The sequence below is a fragment of the Aquimarina acroporae genome, assembly GCF_023195925.1.
GTDB classification, from domain to species: domain Bacteria; phylum Bacteroidota; class Bacteroidia; order Flavobacteriales; family Flavobacteriaceae; genus Aquimarina; species Aquimarina acroporae.
In genome coordinates this window covers 141,847-159,764 of sequence record NZ_JALPRE010000003.1, presented here as the reverse complement: position 1 = coordinate 159,764, position 17,918 = coordinate 141,847, and the positions used below count along the sequence as shown (strand labels likewise).

The following is a 17,918-nucleotide window of genomic DNA, read 5'->3' as shown; positions in this document are numbered from 1 at the left end:
GGTTGTAAGAGTTATCTTTTTGTATTTATAATAAGTTTATCATACCACGTTTTTTTTAAAATAAATGTTGTTACCAGCATAATACAAATGACAATACTTAAATAATCATATTCTCTGATTATTAAATACATTGGAATCAAGACGAAAGTCATTTGCCAGATCACCCCAATAACACAATTGAAAGTATCTTTCCAAAAATCTGTATTAGAAGTAAATTCGGGATCTTCAATTTTAATTTGGTCGTACACTGGTTTCCAAAACCCCCATGGTTTTGTTGTCTTATAAAAGTGTTTCAAAACCCTCATATCATCAGGTTTACCTAAATAAACTCCTAAAAAACACCCTATAAACGATAATAGAAGTATCAAAGGAAACAGATAAATTGCAGGTGTTTCAGGAAAAAAAACAGGCACAATAGAAGCAGCAATTAAACCTGCCAACATGCCTCCAAAATAGCCATATGAATTAAAACGCCACCAAATCCATTTTAACACATTGGCTGCTGCGTAGCCACCGTACAAAGCCGAGGTCAACCAAACTGTTAGTGTATTAATTGACGAGGCAAAAAAACCAAACAACAGTCCAATAATTACTATTAATATTGATGAAAGGTAGCTGAACCTAACGTATGTTTTACTGGAAGCCTTGGGGTTGATATATTTTTTATAAATATCATTGACTAGATAAGCAGGAGCGGCATTAATAAATGCTGCAAAGGTTCCCATAAAAGCGGCTAATAACCCTGCAAGTAACAACCCTTTAAGCCCCACTGGTATAAATCGTTGAATTGCTAGTGGCAAAATGGTTTCAAAATCTATTCCTGTTCCTGCTATTTGTAACTCTGGTCCTAGATATACCAGTCCCAAAACTGCAAAACCAGTAATCATAAGATAACGTGGTATAGACAATACCACAATAGTTAATGCACTCATTTTTGAAGCTTCCACCTCATTTTTTGTAGACAATATGCGTTGCATATCATAACTTGGTACAGGGCCAGCCAAACTTGCAAAAATACCTTTGAAAATCATCATCATGAATAAAAATCCGAAAAGAGAAAATCCATCTTCTTCGATTTTGGTATTCACACTATCGATATATCCTGTCCAATCTATATCTAGTTTCGTCCCAAAAAACAAATTATCCCAATTTTGAGGTACTGAAGAAGAGATCTGCTCTGCAGAAACTGTTGTAAAAGCAATATATCCTATTACCAGACAGGAAATTGTCATGATTATGAATTGAATCACTTCTGTTCCCACCACACTGTACATTCCTCCTTTCAACGTATAAATTGTAGTAATTGCGATAATTAACAGTGCATAAGACTGCTCTGAGGAAATTAATAAAGAACCAATGGTGAACGAAAGATCCCATGGAAAAAATATAGTAGCAAATTTGCCTATTCCTTCAAAAAAATAAGCGATAAACCCAAGTGTACTAATAATTGCGAATACCGTTACAATGATATGGGATAGTCTTGCTCCCAAGTCTTTTCCAAATCGATATGTGATCCATTGCGCTCCTGTCATAACATTAGATCTTCTTAACCATGCTGCTAAAAACACCATAATAAAAACCTGATTCCATACTGGCCATAACCAGGGCAACCAAGCACTTTTAAGTCCATACACAAACATTGCTGTTACTGCCCACATCGTTCCAGAGATATCAAACATTCCAGAGGCATTCGATAAACCCAGATAATACCACGGAATTTCGTTTCCTCCTAAAAAGTAAGATTTTATATCTTTTGATGCTTTTTTAGAAACATAAAATCCCAGAATAAGAGTAATAATGATGTAACAAATAATTATTACAATATCGATGGTAGCTAGATTCATGTAAAGGTTGTTAGTTCTTTACTCCCCAGTTTTTATTAGGAGATGATCCCATAACAAAATGTAATGTTCCTCCTTCTATGATTTCCTGATGAGTAATATATGATCGATTAATTTCTTTTCCGTTTAATGTTGCCGATTGTATATATATGTTGTTATCTGAAACATGCTCTGCCTCAATGATAAAATCGACCCCATCCTTTATTTTTATGGTTGATTTCTCAAAAAGCGGACTTCCAATTTCATATTCACCAGAAGCGGGATTCATTGGATAGATTCCTAACCCACTAAATACATACCAAGCAGACATTTGACCACAATCTTCATTTCCACTAAGACCATTTGGAGTAGTGTTATATTGTGTTTTTAAGATTTGATTGACCCAATACTGGGTTTTCCAAGGCATATTGGCCTTATTAAACATATAGGCTATATGATGACTAGGTTCATTACCATGTGCATACTGCCCAATTAAACCAGATATATCTGCTGAAACATTGTCTCCTGTTATCTTAGAGTCTTCAGTGAATAATTGCTCCAATTTTGTAACAAAAGAACTTTTGTCTCCAAACAATTGAATTAATCCTTTAACATTATGCGGAACAAACCAACTGTGTTGCCAGGCATTTCCCTCTGTATAATCTGCATGAATACGATGAGCAGAAAATTTTGGATCAAAAGGTTCATGCCATGCAGTGCCTTCCTTATTTTTTCCTCTCATAAAGCCTGTTTCCTTGTCAAACAAATGTGTATATGCTTCGGAACGTTTTATAAAATATTGGTAATCCTCTATTTTATTAAGGGCTTTTGCAATTTGCGCTACACACCAGTCATTATATGCGTATTCTAATGTTATGGTAACCGATTCATCTAATAATTCATAAGGGATATATCCGTATTTTTTATAAAAATCTAACCCTCTTTCATCTTGCATCATGGTTTGCTTCATGGCTACATACGCTTTCTCGATATCGAAATCTCTAATACCTTTTAGATAGGCTTCGGCTATTACCGATACAGAATGGTAGCCTGTCATGGTATTTGTTTCATTTGCATATAAGGTCCAAACGGGTAATATCTTTTTATCCTCATAATATGCCAACATAGATTTAATAATATCTGAAACTTTATCAGGAGCAGTCAAAATAAGTAGCGGGTGCTCTGCGCGAAAAGTATCCCAAAGAGATAATGTAGAATATGCAGTATAATCATTAGCGTATAGAATACTGTCATTCTCTTTCCTAAAGGCCCCATTATTATCACTGTAGGTTACAGGTGCTATTTGCGAATGATACAAGGCTGTATAAAAGATTGTCTTTAGAGAATCTACCTCCGTATCAACGGTTATACGAGAAAGCACATTTTCCCAAGAAGTTTCTGATCTTTCTTTTACCGAATCGAATTCGAAATTATTTTTATGTTCACTAATATTTCTCTTAGCATTCTCTACACTAACCGAAGAGATTCCTACCTTTACTTCTAACTGATTTTTTATCACCTCATTAAAAAATAGTTGTACAGATGTGGCCGTGTCTCGAACGGTATTTGATTTTTCTACTTTAGTATTCCCTTTATATAAATCATAACCATTAATAGATTTTGAAAATTGAAGTACATAATATACTTTTTGATTTTTGGCCCATCCGGTACTGTGTCTAAATCCTGATACCGTGTATTTATCTTCAATGGTGATTTTTGAATCAACTGTTTTGTCCCAATTGACAGTATACCCCAGATCCAGAATTAAAGATTGATCATCACCATCATTAAAGGTATATCTATGAAAAGCAGTTCTAAGATCTGCAGTAAGCTCTGCCTTTATGCCAAAATCTTCGAGAAAGACACTATAATATCCCGGATTTGCCTTTTCATTTGCATGGGAGTACTTAGAAATATAAGGTATGTCATCTCGTGACTTTACAGGAAGAGAAAGGTCAACTTTTTTGTTAATTGGCATTACCCTGATATCCGTTAGATCACCTATTCCTGTTCCACTAAGATGTAAATGACTAAATCCAATAGTTTTAGAATCTGAATAATGGTAACCAGAACACCAATCCCACCCAGAAATACCATTATCTGGACTCACCTGAACCATTCCAAAAGGTACTGTGGCACCAGGATATGTATGACCATGACCACCGGTACCAATAAAAGGGTCTACAAATCCGGTTAAATTTGTTTCTATTATATTTATACCATTGCTACTAGTTTTTTTTCGGTCGCACGAAAAAAATATGATCAATAAAATTCCTAGTAACAGTTTAACATTGTAAAGTATTTTCATCTGTATATAATTTGCGTTTAAATGATTTGTAGACCACTAAAACAACAATAATATAAATATTTACAAATCTTATCTTTAAACGAATAATTTTAGACCAATAACAAAGCAACTCTGTTAAACGTCTAAAAAAAACACGGGGAATATGTTGCAAAAAGTTAGACAACTTATAAATATCACTCCCAGCAATAATTATAATATTACATTAAAGCATCATGTAATATTTTGGCTGGTATATTTCTTATTTACCACATTTAGATGGGGGAGTTACTTTAATGATTATGTGTATTCTTTTAAAACCACGGTATTAGGGTTTATCATACATATGACGTTGAGTTACTTCAACATCTACTTCTTAATGCCAAAATTTATTCATAAGCGTAAATACCTATTATATATCATATCGGTAATTATTGCGTTGTTTTTAATGCTCTTGGCTAAATTTTATTTAACCTATTTTATGGTGAGTCATAATGTTTGGCCCGAAGGTCCAGAAGTCACCAATGAACTTACTTTAAACTATGCCATAGAAATGATGTTGGGTGAGCTCTATGTAATGGCTTTTGTAGCAGCAATAAAGGTTACTTTGGATTGGTTACGTGAACATAAAAAACTAGTAGACGTAGAAAAATTGCAATTAGAAACAGAACTCCGTTTTTTACGAACTCAAATATCTCCTCATTTCTTTTTCAATACTTTAAATAACATTTACTCTTTGGCTGTAGAGAAATCAGAAAAAACACCTAAAACCATATTAAAGCTATCTGAATTAATGAGGTATTTGCTTCATGAAACAAATCAAAAACGTCAACATCTCTCCAAAGAAATTATTTGTTTACAAAATTATCTCGATCTTGAACGTATTCGATATGGTGAACTATTAAAAATCAATATTAACATTTCTGGTGAAATTGAAGATAAAGAGATTGCACCTATGTTATTATTATCATTTGTTGAGAACTCATTTAAGCATGGAGCCAATAAAAACATTGGGGAAGTTGAAATTAATATTGACTTTAACGTAATCGATGATTTTCTTCATTTTAAGATCACAAATCCACTTCCTACACAAATTAATAATAACGAAATCGTATCTTACCCCGGTGGTATCGGAATTGGAAATGTTAAAAAAAGACTAGAACTAGGATATAAACAAGAAGAATACGATTTAACCATAGGGGAAAACAACAACTTATACGTAGTGGATTTAAAAATTAAAGTGTAATGGATTTAAAATGCGTAATTATTGATGATGAGCCATTGGCAATAAATGTTATTAAAAACTATATAGATCAAACCAAAGGGCTCATATTATTGAACTCTTTCAACGATGCAACCGAGAGCGTCGATTACTTACGAAATAACGAACCTGATCTTATTTTTCTAGACATTAATATGCCACTATTGGATGGTCTAAACCTTTTGAAAAGTATCCCCAAAAAACCATTAACCATTATCACTACTGCTCATGAAGAATTTGCAGTCGAGAGTTACGAATTAGAGGTCGTAGATTACCTGGTAAAACCTATTTCTTTTCATCGGTTTTTGATGGGAGTAAATAAGGCATTTAAAATGAAGGAATACCAACAAAAGGATGATTTTGCCTCTCATAATGATAGAGCTTATCTTTTTATAAAAATTGATAAGAAAAAGATGCAGAAAATTTATCTGGATGAAATCTTATCTATTGAAAGTTTAGGAGATTATATCAAAATAAATACTGGGGCAGACAAGTATATGATTCATCAAACATTGAGTAGTTTTACTGATGAACTCCCTTCAGACAAATTTATACGCATTCATAGATCATACACCATATCTATTGAAAAAATAGATGCAGTTGAAGGTAATAGCATAGAGATAGCAGATATTCGTTATCCTATAGGTAGAAGTTATCTTAATGATGTGCGAAATACTATATTTAAGGATAATGAATCTGGATCTTCCTCATAATTTTTCTTTAGAAGAGAAAATCTATAAAAATACTTCGCTAAGGTTTTCTTGCTATAAGTAGGCATTGGGTCTAGTATCACCAATACTATATTTAATCTAAACCATGTTCTTATAGGCTTACATATAAATCTTAACAAAATTTATGTGTTTCAATGCTATTTGGGAATGAATTTTGAGACGTTATTCTTAAGATTTATTACTAAAAACCCCAAAAATCATAAGAACATGTTCTTTCATAAAAAAAATCTCCCCAAGGAGTTATCTCAGATAGATAACTTGTATGGAAAGGTAATTTCAAAATTCCCTGCCGCCAGCCGAATAGATTATTGTGAATCACTAATCTATAGAACACAAAATGATTTAACCAACACTAGATGTAGAATTAAAAAAATGAAATTAAAAAGACTGCTAAAAGCCGCTAAAACAGAAAGAAAAAGCCTGGCAAACTAAATGCACCAGGCTTTTGGCAAGAATCCTAATAATTAAACACCACTCATCATTGCTAATTATTATTTTTTGCTATTACTTTTTTTTATGACGACTACAATGTGAGGAGTTTTTGTTCCCAAAAGTATTTGCGCGTTTCCAAGTACCTGGAGCCGGTAAGAAATTCTGGCTACTTTTGGCAATATTCCCTCGAATATAATTTCTCAATTTTACCATTTCATTAGTATCATACATGATCTGAATCTTTTGTTCGGCACCAGAAGTTCCATCTGCGCTTCCAGCTCTAGTTACAAACACGGCAAAAACTTCGGCAATATCTTCTCCAGGATTTGTAGACGCGTATTGTGTTACAAATCGTTCTCTGTATTTATCATAAAATACCTGAGCATCTTCTTCGGTATTCACTCTTCGATATTCATCCCATATATCTTCCCAATGATTTTTATAGAGTGTATTGATTAATGCTCCATCTCTTGAGCATCCCTCTCCAGGAAAGTAATTTTTACAGTTATTCTGAGAAATAGATGAATCTAACTGGGTCTTATCTAAAGTAAGAATATGCCCAAATTCGTGGACAATGGTATAGGCCAATTCTCCACCAGCATTGAAACCTCCTTGGTACGCAAAGTCGATAGCAATTCCCATTTGCCATTTTTCAAGATCTTGTGTGCGTTCAACAACATAGCCAGCGGTACCACTCTCTTGCCCCATGTAAATCACAAATTCGCTCATTCGAGACCTATAATCTAACGGAACTATCTTTTTCACCAACTCCCATATTTCCTCATGCTTCTTTGTATCTCTTTGAAAACCCAAAGCCGCACCTGTTACGTTATAGTCTATTTCTTTCACAATATTATCTCCCTCGACCCTGTAAAGCGATATATTACCATTACTACTCTCATTACCAACACCTGGATTATCCTCATCATCTATATTAGAGTTTTCTTCTGGTACCGATGCATCATCATCTTTACTACAAGATTGAAATGTAATTGTTATAATACTCAGAAAAATTAATACTATATAGCTCCACTGGTTTACTTTCTTCATAATTCTTTGGGTTTATACTTTAAACTTGATTATATGTATACAACACCAAACTTTTAAATCACCCTATTTTTCTATTCGAATGAAGTTTATGATTTCACTATATAATTATCATAAATAACTGTATATAAACAGTTAATGATTATTTAAACAGCTCTGGAAAACTATCAATTTTTATATCCCAAACTGCAGGTAATAGGAAATAAAGTATAAGAGTGGCAAGCAAAATTGAAATTATATTCATCCATAATCCCACTTTTATCATTCTAGGGATGGTTAAAAATCCTGAGCCAAAAACTACAGCATTAGGAGGTGTAGCGACAGGAAGCATAAAAGCACATGATGCGGCTATGGTACCGGCAATCATTAAAAGATAAGGATGCACGTCGATTGAAAGAGCTAACGCTCCTAAAACTGGCATCAACATGGCAGCTGTTGCCACGTTTGATGTTATTTCAGTAAGAAAATTAACAACAGTTATAATTGAAAAAATCAATAATAGCGTTGGTAATACTTCGAATAGTGTAAATTGATTTCCTATCCATTGCGCCAAACCAGAGACCTTAAAACCTTCGGCAAGAGCCAAACCACCTCCAAAAAGCAGTAAAATCCCCCAAGGAATAGATTCCGCAGTTTTCCAAGTTATGATTCCAAGTTTTTTATTTTTTCCTGATGGAATTACAAAAAGGCTTATCGCACCAGCAATAGCGATTAAAGTATCATTAATTCCAGGAATTATTTTTTTTAATAAAAAAGAGCTAGATATCCAACATAAAGCGACTAGTAAAAAAACTACTAGAACTGCCTTTTCCTGATAAGAGATTTTCCCTAATTTTCGCAACTCGATTCTAATCGTTTCTTTTCCTCCAGGTATTCCTTCAACATCAGATACAAAAACAATTTTGGTTATATAAAACCATCCAATGATGAGCATAAATACCGAAAAAGGAAGCCCCAACATCATCCATTGTGTAAATGAAATTGTTTGTCCGTATACTTCTTCTACTACACCTATGAAAATGACATTGGTAGGAGTACCAATAATAGTTGCAATCCCTCCTATAGAACACCCATAAGCTATGGCCAACATTAATGATTGCCCCATACTTTTTTTGGTATGTTCTTTTGTTTGAATTTGTGATATTACAGCCAGACCAATGGGGAGCATCATAACTGCCGTAGCAGTATTCGATATCCACATGCTCAAAAAGGAGGTGGCAATCATAAACCCTAATATCACTTTGTTCCAATTACTACCAATACGATATATTATGTTAAGAGCTATTCGTTTATGTAAATTGGTTTTTTCTATAGCTACCGCCAAAATAAATCCTCCTAAAAAAAGGAACACCATCTGGCTTGCAAAAGCATTGGTTACATCTTTCACTTGCATTACACCGCATAATGGAAAAAGCACTAAGGGTAATAAAGCTGTCGCCGAAATAGGTATCGCTTCTGTGATCCACCAAATAGCTATCCAGGCAGCTATTGCCATAGTTGCTAAACCTTGAGACGATAAATGTTGTGGATCTAAAAACACTAAAATCAAAGTGAAAAACAAAGGTCCTGCAATCAATCCTATTGATTTAGCTTTCATGTAGTACGGCTTTAATTGTATTAGTTATGGAGCTATGCAGTGAATTTAATAGAAATTTTTGAATATATATTATACTATAACAATTCACTATTCCTTTTTATGTCCTGTACTTCTTAAACATAAGAAAAAAGGCCAAATCTAAAGATTTGGCCTTTTACTGGATATGAAACAAACCATAACTGATCTTTCCTTAAAATCGGTCAACAAAATCTTTTACTTCTTATACTATAGCTAGGGGCGAGTAAATATCATTTTCTTGACCGCGATAAAGATCTCAGTGTAGGCAAATTAGTGACTCATTTTATATTACTTTATTTTAATATTGAAATAAAAACGCACTCATAAAAGTTTGGCTAACCTATAATTTTAACCTTTTAGAACTTCTAGAAATCAACCAAAAAAGCACAAATACCTGAAATAAATTATAAATATTTAAAAGCTTCTTATTATATTGTGCTTTAGGAAAATAAGGTTGCACCCACTTATAATAAAAAATTTATAGTAGGATTCTTCGTTAATATATTCGAAACAATACTGGTCTTGAATATATTAACGATTATTAAGAATCCTTTTAATGGTTGATTTTATTAAATCAATCGTTATTCAGACCCTGCTTTTGTTGGCTCGCCAAAGTTTTACAATTGCGGGGTTGTTTTATTTCTAAGCATAACAAAACCCTTAATTATCTTTTCAAAAAAGAGGATAACAAGGGGTAATTGTCAAATGTATAATTAAATGGTGAGATTTCCTTACGGCTTTCCGTAAGCGCATCTTTTTTTGTCTACAAAAGACCTAAATCTTTGGTCATAGCAACCAGATGAATTGCATTTCTGGCCTTGAAGTTGAATTTTAATTTATTAAGTCTTTTCTCTATAGAACTTATACTATTAGGAGAAATATGATTCTTCTTAAAGTATTCTCCTATTTGTTCCTGGGTTAGCCCATCAGATAAATGTTTCAGCAACAGTAAATCATAATCTCTTAGTTCAAACACATTATTCTTACTCATCATATTTGATACACGTTGAGATATAAATCTACTACCTCTATATACTTCAGATACAGATTGCACCAATTCGTTTAGGCCATACCTCCCTTTACAAACATATCCATCTATATATTGTTCATCAAACATAGCTTTTATCTTTGCTGGGCGGTCTTCCATAGAATAAACTATAATTTTAATATCTGGGTGTATAGATCGTATTTCATCTATCAGTTCAATTCCTGAAGATAGCTTTCGTTCACGATGACTTTCTTTAAAGGAAAGATCTGTTACCAGTAGATCAAAAGGATCTCCATCTTGAAGTGCTCTTCTAAATTTGAGATAAGCATCATCACAATACTGTGCTTGTTGTATCTCTTTTACTCCGGTTCTCTCAAGAAGTATATGGGCTACCCCATGGTTAATACTTCCGAGATCTTCATTAACTAAAACTTTCTTAAACATAAGCTCGCTATTATAATTAATTCGGGAAATGTAATGTGGCTTTGAAGCCTCTTTCAATTTCTGAATCAAATATAAATGATCCTCCGATCGTTTTTATACGGTTTTCCGCATTTCGAAGTCCATTACTATAAATTATATCATCTTTTTTTACCCCAATACCATTATCGGCATAGGTGATTTTTATGTTTTTCTGTCCTTTTTTAAAGGTAATCGCTACCAGATTTGCCTCACTATGTTTTTTCATATTGATCATGAGCTCTTGCAAAATTCTGTAAACGATTATTTTTTTCTCGGGAGTAACCGAGTCCCAAGGTATCTCATCGATATCCTTGATTATAATTTTAGTATAATCTCCACTATAACTACTCATCATATGACCTAACTCTGCAGAAAAGTCCCGACCTTCATTAAAACTACTATTTTCTCGTGAAATATCTCTGGTACTATGGTAAATATCTTCCAATTTGTCTAATACGTCCTGATTACTTTGCTCATTTTGTATTTGCACCATCACATTATAGATATCATTGGCCAACTCATCATGCAATTTTTTAGAAATACGAGCTTCGGCATTGTATACATCTCTTATGATTTCTCTTTTATGTCGTTGTCGTAATAAATACACTACAATTACTGCTATTAAAGCAAGAATAATGGTCCCAAATAAATAAATGATACGTTGTCGTTCTTTTTTTGCAGTCTCAGCTTTAAGCACCAGATTTTCAGTGGTAAGTTTATCATTTTCATATTTGGTTGCTGCATAGATTTCACGGTTACTTTGATTTATTACTTGGCGTTTATCATTAAGCTTTAAAGCAATTTTGGCTTCTTCTTTAGTGTCATCCTTTAACTGTATTAAAAAGCCTAAAGCATCAACCATTGAAACTAATCCATTAATTTTTTCTGCATTTTGATATGCTGCCTCTGCATACTTTATGGCTTTTATTGTATCCTTGTCAAAATAATAATTAGTTAAGTAAATATTACTAGCTATTAAACCTCGCACATCCTTAATATATTCTCGGATGTTTTTGGATTTAAGTAATAATGGTTCTGAATTTAGATTTTGCGGATTCTTTAACCATTCTACATGACCTAAATTACCAAGTACACGAGCATATTCTTCTCTATTTTTCTTAATTAAAGTGTCATTTATAAGTTCCTTGAAAATTGAAATTGCCTCATCGTATTTTTCTTGATCAGATAATATATTTGCTCTAGTATTCCTTAAAATATGCAAACCTCTTACCGAAGTATCAATTTCTATTGCTTTTTGGTTATACTTTAAAGCTTCTTCATAATTTTTTTGTTTACGATTGGCAACAGAAATTCTATGATACAAGCCAGCCAAACTTCTACCATCATTGGTTTTTTCTAGATAAGAAAGACCATCTATAGCGGTGGTTTTACTGCCGGAGAAATCCTCAAAAAAATACTGAATATTAGCCATTTGCAATAAATTTCTTCCTGCTTTTATACTATCTTTTGTTTTCCTTGATATTATAAAAGATTCATTATAATATTTAAATGCCTCATCCAATTGATTATTTTGCCTATGATACAATCCTAATTTGGTAAGAGCTTTTTGAATATAAGAGGTATCCTTATTAAGAACAGCTAAATCATATAGTTCATTAGAATACTTTATCGCATCGGTATATTTTTTGTTTTTTCCAAGAAGTTTGGTTTTCCGCATCAATCCCATATAAACTAGAGAGTCTTGCTTATGTAAGCGCGCGAATTTCAAAAAGGAAGAAACATCACTTATCCTTTCATTAATGTTAATTGAGTCTAAATTACTATTACGATAAAAAACCAAAATGCTATCCAGCTGTTTTTGAGTCATTTTGGGAAGCTCCTTGTCTTGACCAAAAGCTGAAATAGTGATACAGGAAATAAGTCCCCATACACTAATTAGTCGGGGAAAGTTGACACGCCAAAGTTTCATACCTTAAAAGTACTAAATTTAATTCGGTGCATATATTATAAATGTAATACATGCACCGAATTAAAAGTACTTTTGTTTTCTTAAAATTGATAATAAATAATATTTTTAACCTTCATCTTCTTCTTCATATGAACCGTCCGAACCTTGGGTTCCGTACTCTTCAAAGGATACATCTTCGTCTGCAATACTATCGGTTGAACAAGAAGCTAAACTTATGGTCATAAAAAGGGCTGTAAGAATGTAAATAAATGTTCTCATGGGTATGAATTTTTTAGGTTTATGTATTGGATTACCGGCTGGTTTTCACCAACATAAGACACGGCAATCATTTTGAAAGGGAGTACTCCTTTTGATTTGGAAAGTGAAAATCCGATACGATAACTTTTAGTTACTTTCCATTGACCAATGGTTATCGACTTACGGATTTCCGTAAAAACTAAGTCTGTACATTTACTATGTTAGCAATATGTAACTGGAACTAATTTGTTAATGTGAATTTAATGAGAACCCAAATCTATATTCATAAACAATTCCAGGAATTCCAAAGATTCCTAAGAAATCCTAAAGATTCCAATAATTCAAGAACACTATGGAGACAAAAACAAGTATTACTTACAAGAATGAGATTCTTCAGAAGTACCAAAGGGAAAAAGGTGGAGAAATGAGCAACTATCTTTTTCAACCCACTCGCAAACAAATTAAAGAGGCATGTATGTGGCTATTGCCCAGGCGAAAAGGGAAGTATGATGAAGGCATTTTGAACAGATTTTTTAAATTTAAAGAAGGGGAAAACAAGTTGCACGCCATTGAACGTGTAAAAGGAGACAAGTTTAAACCTATTGTAAACTTTTTAAATGGAGAAACCAAGTCGACTACGCCAGCAAACTTAGAATTAATAAGTTGGCTCATCGATTTTAAACCCAGACCATTGTCAGTTTATCTTAAATCTAATCAATCTTTAGACGAGGAAGTTAAATCGGTACGATTTGCGCATCAAACCGATACTTATTATTCGAGGGGTAACCCTTTACAACTTACAAGAGAAGGTGAATTGATCGATATTCCCGAAACTAAGGTTATTGAACAAACCGATAAGAGTATTACGATCATTTCTCAAATTAATCCTAGTTTAAAAATTACAACGATCGTATCCTTGTAATCTTAAACAAAACTGTTAGCCAAAAACAAGTTATAAGAATAAAAAATTACCATTACATCACTTAAGAAAAGCCATAAATACCTTTTTATGGCTTTTTTACTTTATATTTTTCAAATTTACCTCGGTTCGTTTTATGAAAATGAATTTCGTTGTACTTTTACCGGTATAGAACTACAAGTTATGATAACAGTACCTCAGGCAATTCAATTGGTAGAAAAACATACTATACCAACTTCTAATACTATAAACATACCTACTACTGGTTCCTTAGGGTATGTTCTTGCAAAAGATGTAGTATCCCCCATAAACATGCCTCCTTTTAAGCAGTCTGCGATGGATGGATATGCTTTGGGTTCTACAAATCAAACAGAATTTTCCCTTGTCGGAGAGATCAAAGCGGGAGATGCACACATGCCCGAAATAAAAGAAGGAGAAGCTATTAGAATTTTTACCGGTGCACCCGTACCCCCAAAAGCCATGGCAGTAGTTATGCAAGAGAAAGTCGATGCTTCTGGCACCCATATCAAACTACATGAACCCATTGTAGCGAATGCAAATATTCGTCCTATGGGTGAACAAATTAAAACGGGAGACATTGCTTTACAAAAAGGAACCAAAATAACTGCATCTGGCATAGGTTACTTAGCTACTTTAGGCATTACTCATGTAGAAGTATATAAAAAGCCTTCGGTGGGTATCATCACAACGGGTAACGAATTGGTCCCCCCAGGACAATCTTTAAAACCCGGACAGATTTATGAAAGTAACTCGTCTATGTTAACAGCAGCATTATATCAATCTGGTATTACAGAAGTAAGTTGTTATAAAGTAGTTGATGAATACGATGCTACCAGAAATATTATTGAGAGTGCAGTTCAAAAACATGAAATGATTCTTATTTCTGGAGGAATATCGGTTGGAGATTATGATTTTGTGGGTAAAGCATTAAGAGAACTTAATGTCACTGAAATCTTCTATAAAGTAAAACAAAAACCTGGTAAGCCTCTGTTTTATGCTACAAAAGAAGATAAAAATATATTTGCATTACCTGGTAATCCTGCTTCTTCTTTAAGTTGTTTCTATATTTATGTTTTACCTGCTTTGTTAAAGTATTCTGGATTTTCTGAATATCATTTACAAAGAAGTAAAGGTGTTGCTCAATCTAAGTATATTAAAAAAGGGCAACGAGCAGAGTTTTTGAAAGCCATTTGTAAAGAAGGAAAAGTAATTATTCTCGACGGACAAGCCTCTTCTATGTTACGATCTTTTGCCTTGTCAAATGCCCTGGTTTATCTTCCCGAAGATATCACCGAAGTTAACCCAGGAGATACTTTAGAGGTCATCAATTTACCATAAAAAGTGACTGCTAAGACCAAATTTGTTAAAAAAACGCAGGTAAAAATCCTTATTTGCTAAAATTTATATAAAGAAAATGCCTTACTAAAAATTCGTTGTATCTTTAAAAACCAAACGGTTTTAGAAAGAATGAATTACACAATAAAAAGCAGGATTTGGATAGAGTCTGAAGAAGGAGTTTTTTTGGGAGAAGGTAGAGTTCGTTTGCTAAAGGCAATAGAAGAAACAGGCTCCTTACGTAAGGCAGCAAATCTATTAAACATGTCATATAAAAAAGCATGGAATCTTTTAGATAGCATGAACAAGGTAGCCGCAAAACCTCTAGTAATTACTGTCACTGGAGGTAAAGGAGGAGGAGGTGCCCATGTAACCGAGTATGGTAAAGCTGTAATTGAAACTTTTGACAACATCAATCAGAAATGTTGGCAATTTCTCGATAAAGAACTCAAGCAGATTTCACTATGATTGCCAAAACCAAAATAACCGGTATTATTCTGGCTGGAGGTAAGAGTTCTAGAATGGGAACCGATAAAGGATTGTTATTTTTTAATGAGAAGATGTTCATTCAACATATTATTGATAGCATTACACCTTTGGTATCTGAAATACTTATTGTGAGCGAAAACACCGAATATGATCAATTGGGTTATAAGAGAGTGGAAGATAGTATTAAAAATTCAGGACCTATTGGAGGAATTCATGCTGGGTTATCTTCTTCAGAGCGTGAATACAATTTGATATTAAGTTGCGATGTGCCCTTAATCACATCTAAACTCTTGAAGAGATTATTAACTAAGGAAAATTCGGTATTTGACATTGTTCAATTTGAAGCAAACGGCAATACCATTCCGTTAATAGCATTATTTAAGAGGCAATGCCTAAAGAAATGCCAGGAACTATTAGACCAAGGTGAAAAACGTTTAAGAAAATTGGTTCTTGAGCTACGTACAAAAACAATATCTCTTCCAAAAGAAGAACATATCTTGGTAAGCAATATAAATACAATGAAAGATCTTAACGAAATTAAAAATGGAGTTAACTATTAAATATTTTGGTATGCTTACCGAAGCAACAGAGATAGATAAGGAATCTTTTACTACGGAAGCCTGTTCTGTATCGCAATTGCTCAAAAAATTACAATCTACATACCCGAAATTACAAAACGTAGATTTTAAAGTAGCCGTTGATCAACAACTGGTAACTCTTGATTATATAATTAGTAATGAAGCAGAAGTGGCACTATTACCACCTTTTGCTGGTGGATAAAAATGACAATGAATTCATATAACTCTAGATATCACCGACAAATTCTTCTTCCCGAAATAGGAGAAGAAGGTCAACAAAAAATAGCAACAGCCAAAGTTTTGGTCATTGGAGCCGGAGGGTTGAGCTGCCCGGTCTTGCAATACCTTGCGGCGGCAGGAGTAGGAACTCTTGGTATTATTGATTTTGATCATGTAGAAGCATCTAATCTGCATCGACAGATTTTATATGGAAACAGTTCTTTGGGAAAAAACAAGGCCGTAGCTGCAAAAGAGAGACTCTCAGACCTTAATCCTGAAATAACCATTGAAGCCTATCCAGAAAAACTGACTCCAAAAAATGCCATTTCCTTATTTTCTAAATACGATATTATTGTAGATGGAAGTGATAATTTTTCGACTCGATATCTGGTTAATGATGCATGTGTAATAACTAATAAACCTTTGGTTTATGGGGCTATTTTTAAGTTTGAAGGACAATTATCTGTTTTTAATTATTTGAATGGTCCTACTTATCGATGTCTTTTCCCAAATCCCCCGAAAGCAGGAAGCGTACCTTCTTGCGCAGAGATAGGAGTTTTAGGAGTTCTACCGGGTATTATTGGAAGCATGCAAGCCAATGAAGTCATTAAAATAATTCTTGATATTGGTGATGTTTTAAGTGGGCAATTTGTGATGTATGATAGCCTCACTGCCAAAAGCTCAATGTTTTCTGTACAACGAGTAGATTCAGAAGTATCTAAAGTAAAAAACCTAGCTTCAGAGTTCAAAAATACCGATTATGATCTTTTTTGCGGTATCAACACTGTTAAAGAAATTAGTGCTCTAGAAGCTTTTACCAGAAACGAATCTTTATTTATAGATGTTAGAGAAGCCTCTGAGCAACCTAAAATAGACAACCTTCACCCTAAATATATCCCTCTGGGAACAATAGAGCAAAATATTGATCAACTAGATAAAGAAAAAGAAATTGTTGTCTTTTGTCAGTCTGGAATTAGAAGTAGAAAGGCTGTCGAAATTTTGATGGAGCATGGTTTTACCAATGTATGCCATATTAAGGGTGGTGCAATCTCCCTTTCAGAATATCAAGAATCTAAAATCGCATAATACTTATGGAAAAAAAGAAACTAAAAAATGTTTTTATAAACGGTGCCATTTCGTCTGAGTTTATTGGCGAATCTATTGCCAAACACCAAACTAAAACCAGTATTGGAGCACATAACATTTTTTTGGGACAAGTGAGAGCCGATGAGATCGAAGGAAAAACAGTATCTGCTATAGATTATACCGCTTACGAAGAAATGGCAAATCTCAAGTTTCATGAAATTAGAGAAGCAACTTTCGAAAAGTATGATCTTACTTGTATGCATATTTATCATAGCCTTGGCACCGTAAACATTGGAGAGATTTGCCTGTTTGTTTTTGTTTCTTCCCCACATAGAAAAGTAGTTTTTGAAGCTTTGGAATATGTAGTAGAAGCTATTAAAGCAGAAGTTCCGGTTTTTGGAAAAGAAATCTTCGAAGACCAAACACATCAATGGAAACAGAACACTTAATCTATTACTCAATAC

Annotated in this window: 16 protein-coding genes; 9 read left to right on the top strand and 7 right to left on the bottom strand. The window is 33.5% G+C overall.

Annotation, left to right across the window (positions count from 1 at the left end):
• Positions 1 to 11 precede the first annotated feature (11 nt).
• Together M0D21_RS05375 and M0D21_RS05370 are read right to left on the bottom strand one after the other, a co-directional pair.
• Positions 12 to 1,844 carry a sodium:solute symporter family protein gene (locus tag M0D21_RS05375; RefSeq protein ID WP_248327424.1) on the bottom strand — a complete coding sequence of 611 codons (1,833 nt, stop codon included), beginning with the start codon at positions 1,842 to 1,844 and terminating at the stop codon, positions 12 to 14.
• 10 nt (positions 1,845 to 1,854) lie between these two features.
• Complete coding sequence (locus M0D21_RS05370; RefSeq protein WP_248327423.1) at positions 1,855 to 4,128, bottom strand: GH92 family glycosyl hydrolase; 2,274 nt, start codon at positions 4,126 to 4,128, stop codon at positions 1,855 to 1,857.
• A 142-nt stretch (positions 4,129 to 4,270) separates the two neighbouring features.
• On the opposite strand from M0D21_RS05370, the gene M0D21_RS05365 reads away from it, so the two are divergent.
• A complete protein-coding gene (locus tag M0D21_RS05365) occupies positions 4,271 to 5,350 on the top strand; it encodes a sensor histidine kinase (protein WP_248327422.1) in 1,080 nt (359 codons plus the stop codon).
• Positions 5,350 to 6,078 carry a LytR/AlgR family response regulator transcription factor gene (locus M0D21_RS05360; RefSeq protein ID WP_248327421.1) on the top strand — a complete coding sequence of 243 codons (729 nt, stop codon included), beginning with the start codon at positions 5,350 to 5,352 and terminating at the stop codon, positions 6,076 to 6,078. Before M0D21_RS05365 ends, M0D21_RS05360 begins: the two co-directional genes overlap by 1 nt.
• Before the next feature lie 522 nt (positions 6,079 to 6,600).
• Here the strand turns inward: M0D21_RS05360 and M0D21_RS05355 are convergent.
• From M0D21_RS05355 to M0D21_RS05335, 5 genes are all read right to left on the bottom strand, one after another.
• Positions 6,601 to 7,578 (bottom strand): zinc-binding metallopeptidase, encoded by a 978-nt coding sequence (locus M0D21_RS05355; RefSeq protein ID WP_248327420.1) that lies wholly within the window; start codon positions 7,576 to 7,578, stop codon positions 6,601 to 6,603.
• A gap of 139 nt (positions 7,579 to 7,717) precedes the next feature.
• Positions 7,718 to 9,172: an SLC13 family permease gene (locus M0D21_RS05350; protein ID WP_248327419.1), complete on the bottom strand. Its 1,455-nt coding sequence runs from the start codon at positions 9,170 to 9,172 to the stop codon at positions 7,718 to 7,720.
• A 781-nt stretch (positions 9,173 to 9,953) separates the two neighbouring features.
• Complete coding sequence (locus tag M0D21_RS05345) at positions 9,954 to 10,622, bottom strand: response regulator (protein ID WP_248327418.1); 669 nt, start codon at positions 10,620 to 10,622, stop codon at positions 9,954 to 9,956.
• Positions 10,623 to 10,638: 16 nt separating this feature from the next.
• A complete protein-coding gene (locus tag M0D21_RS05340; protein WP_248327417.1) occupies positions 10,639 to 12,570 on the bottom strand; it encodes a tetratricopeptide repeat-containing sensor histidine kinase in 1,932 nt (643 codons plus the stop codon).
• 105 nt (positions 12,571 to 12,675) lie between these two features.
• A complete protein-coding gene (locus M0D21_RS05335; protein ID WP_248327416.1) occupies positions 12,676 to 12,828 on the bottom strand; it encodes a hypothetical protein in 153 nt (50 codons plus the stop codon).
• A 331-nt stretch (positions 12,829 to 13,159) separates the two neighbouring features.
• Here M0D21_RS05335 and M0D21_RS05330 point away from each other — a divergent pair, with 331 nt between their 5' ends.
• From M0D21_RS05330 to M0D21_RS05300, 7 genes are all read left to right on the top strand, one after another.
• Complete coding sequence (locus M0D21_RS05330; RefSeq protein ID WP_248327415.1) at positions 13,160 to 13,729, top strand: hypothetical protein; 570 nt, start codon at positions 13,160 to 13,162, stop codon at positions 13,727 to 13,729.
• Positions 13,730 to 13,816: 87 nt separating this feature from the next.
• Complete coding sequence (locus M0D21_RS05325; RefSeq protein ID WP_248327414.1) at positions 13,817 to 15,085, top strand: molybdopterin molybdotransferase MoeA; 1,269 nt, start codon at positions 13,817 to 13,819, stop codon at positions 15,083 to 15,085.
• A gap of 129 nt (positions 15,086 to 15,214) precedes the next feature.
• Positions 15,215 to 15,550: a winged helix-turn-helix domain-containing protein gene (locus tag M0D21_RS05320; RefSeq protein WP_248327413.1), complete on the top strand. Its 336-nt coding sequence runs from the start codon at positions 15,215 to 15,217 to the stop codon at positions 15,548 to 15,550.
• On the top strand, positions 15,547 to 16,131 hold the full coding sequence (mobA, locus tag M0D21_RS05315; RefSeq protein WP_248327412.1) for a molybdenum cofactor guanylyltransferase: 585 nt from the start codon (positions 15,547 to 15,549) through the stop codon (positions 16,129 to 16,131). Before M0D21_RS05320 ends, mobA begins: the two co-directional genes overlap by 4 nt.
• Positions 16,115 to 16,351 carry a MoaD/ThiS family protein gene (locus tag M0D21_RS05310; protein ID WP_248327411.1) on the top strand — a complete coding sequence of 79 codons (237 nt, stop codon included), beginning with the start codon at positions 16,115 to 16,117 and terminating at the stop codon, positions 16,349 to 16,351. Before mobA ends, M0D21_RS05310 begins: the two co-directional genes overlap by 17 nt.
• Before the next feature lie 8 nt (positions 16,352 to 16,359).
• Positions 16,360 to 17,454, top strand: a complete 1,095-nt coding sequence (locus tag M0D21_RS05305) for a HesA/MoeB/ThiF family protein (protein ID WP_317249746.1) — start codon at positions 16,360 to 16,362, stop codon at positions 17,452 to 17,454.
• A 5-nt stretch (positions 17,455 to 17,459) separates the two neighbouring features.
• Positions 17,460 to 17,903, top strand: a complete 444-nt coding sequence (locus tag M0D21_RS05300) for a molybdenum cofactor biosynthesis protein MoaE (protein ID WP_248327409.1) — start codon at positions 17,460 to 17,462, stop codon at positions 17,901 to 17,903.
• The last annotated feature ends 15 nt before the right edge of the window (positions 17,904 to 17,918 follow it).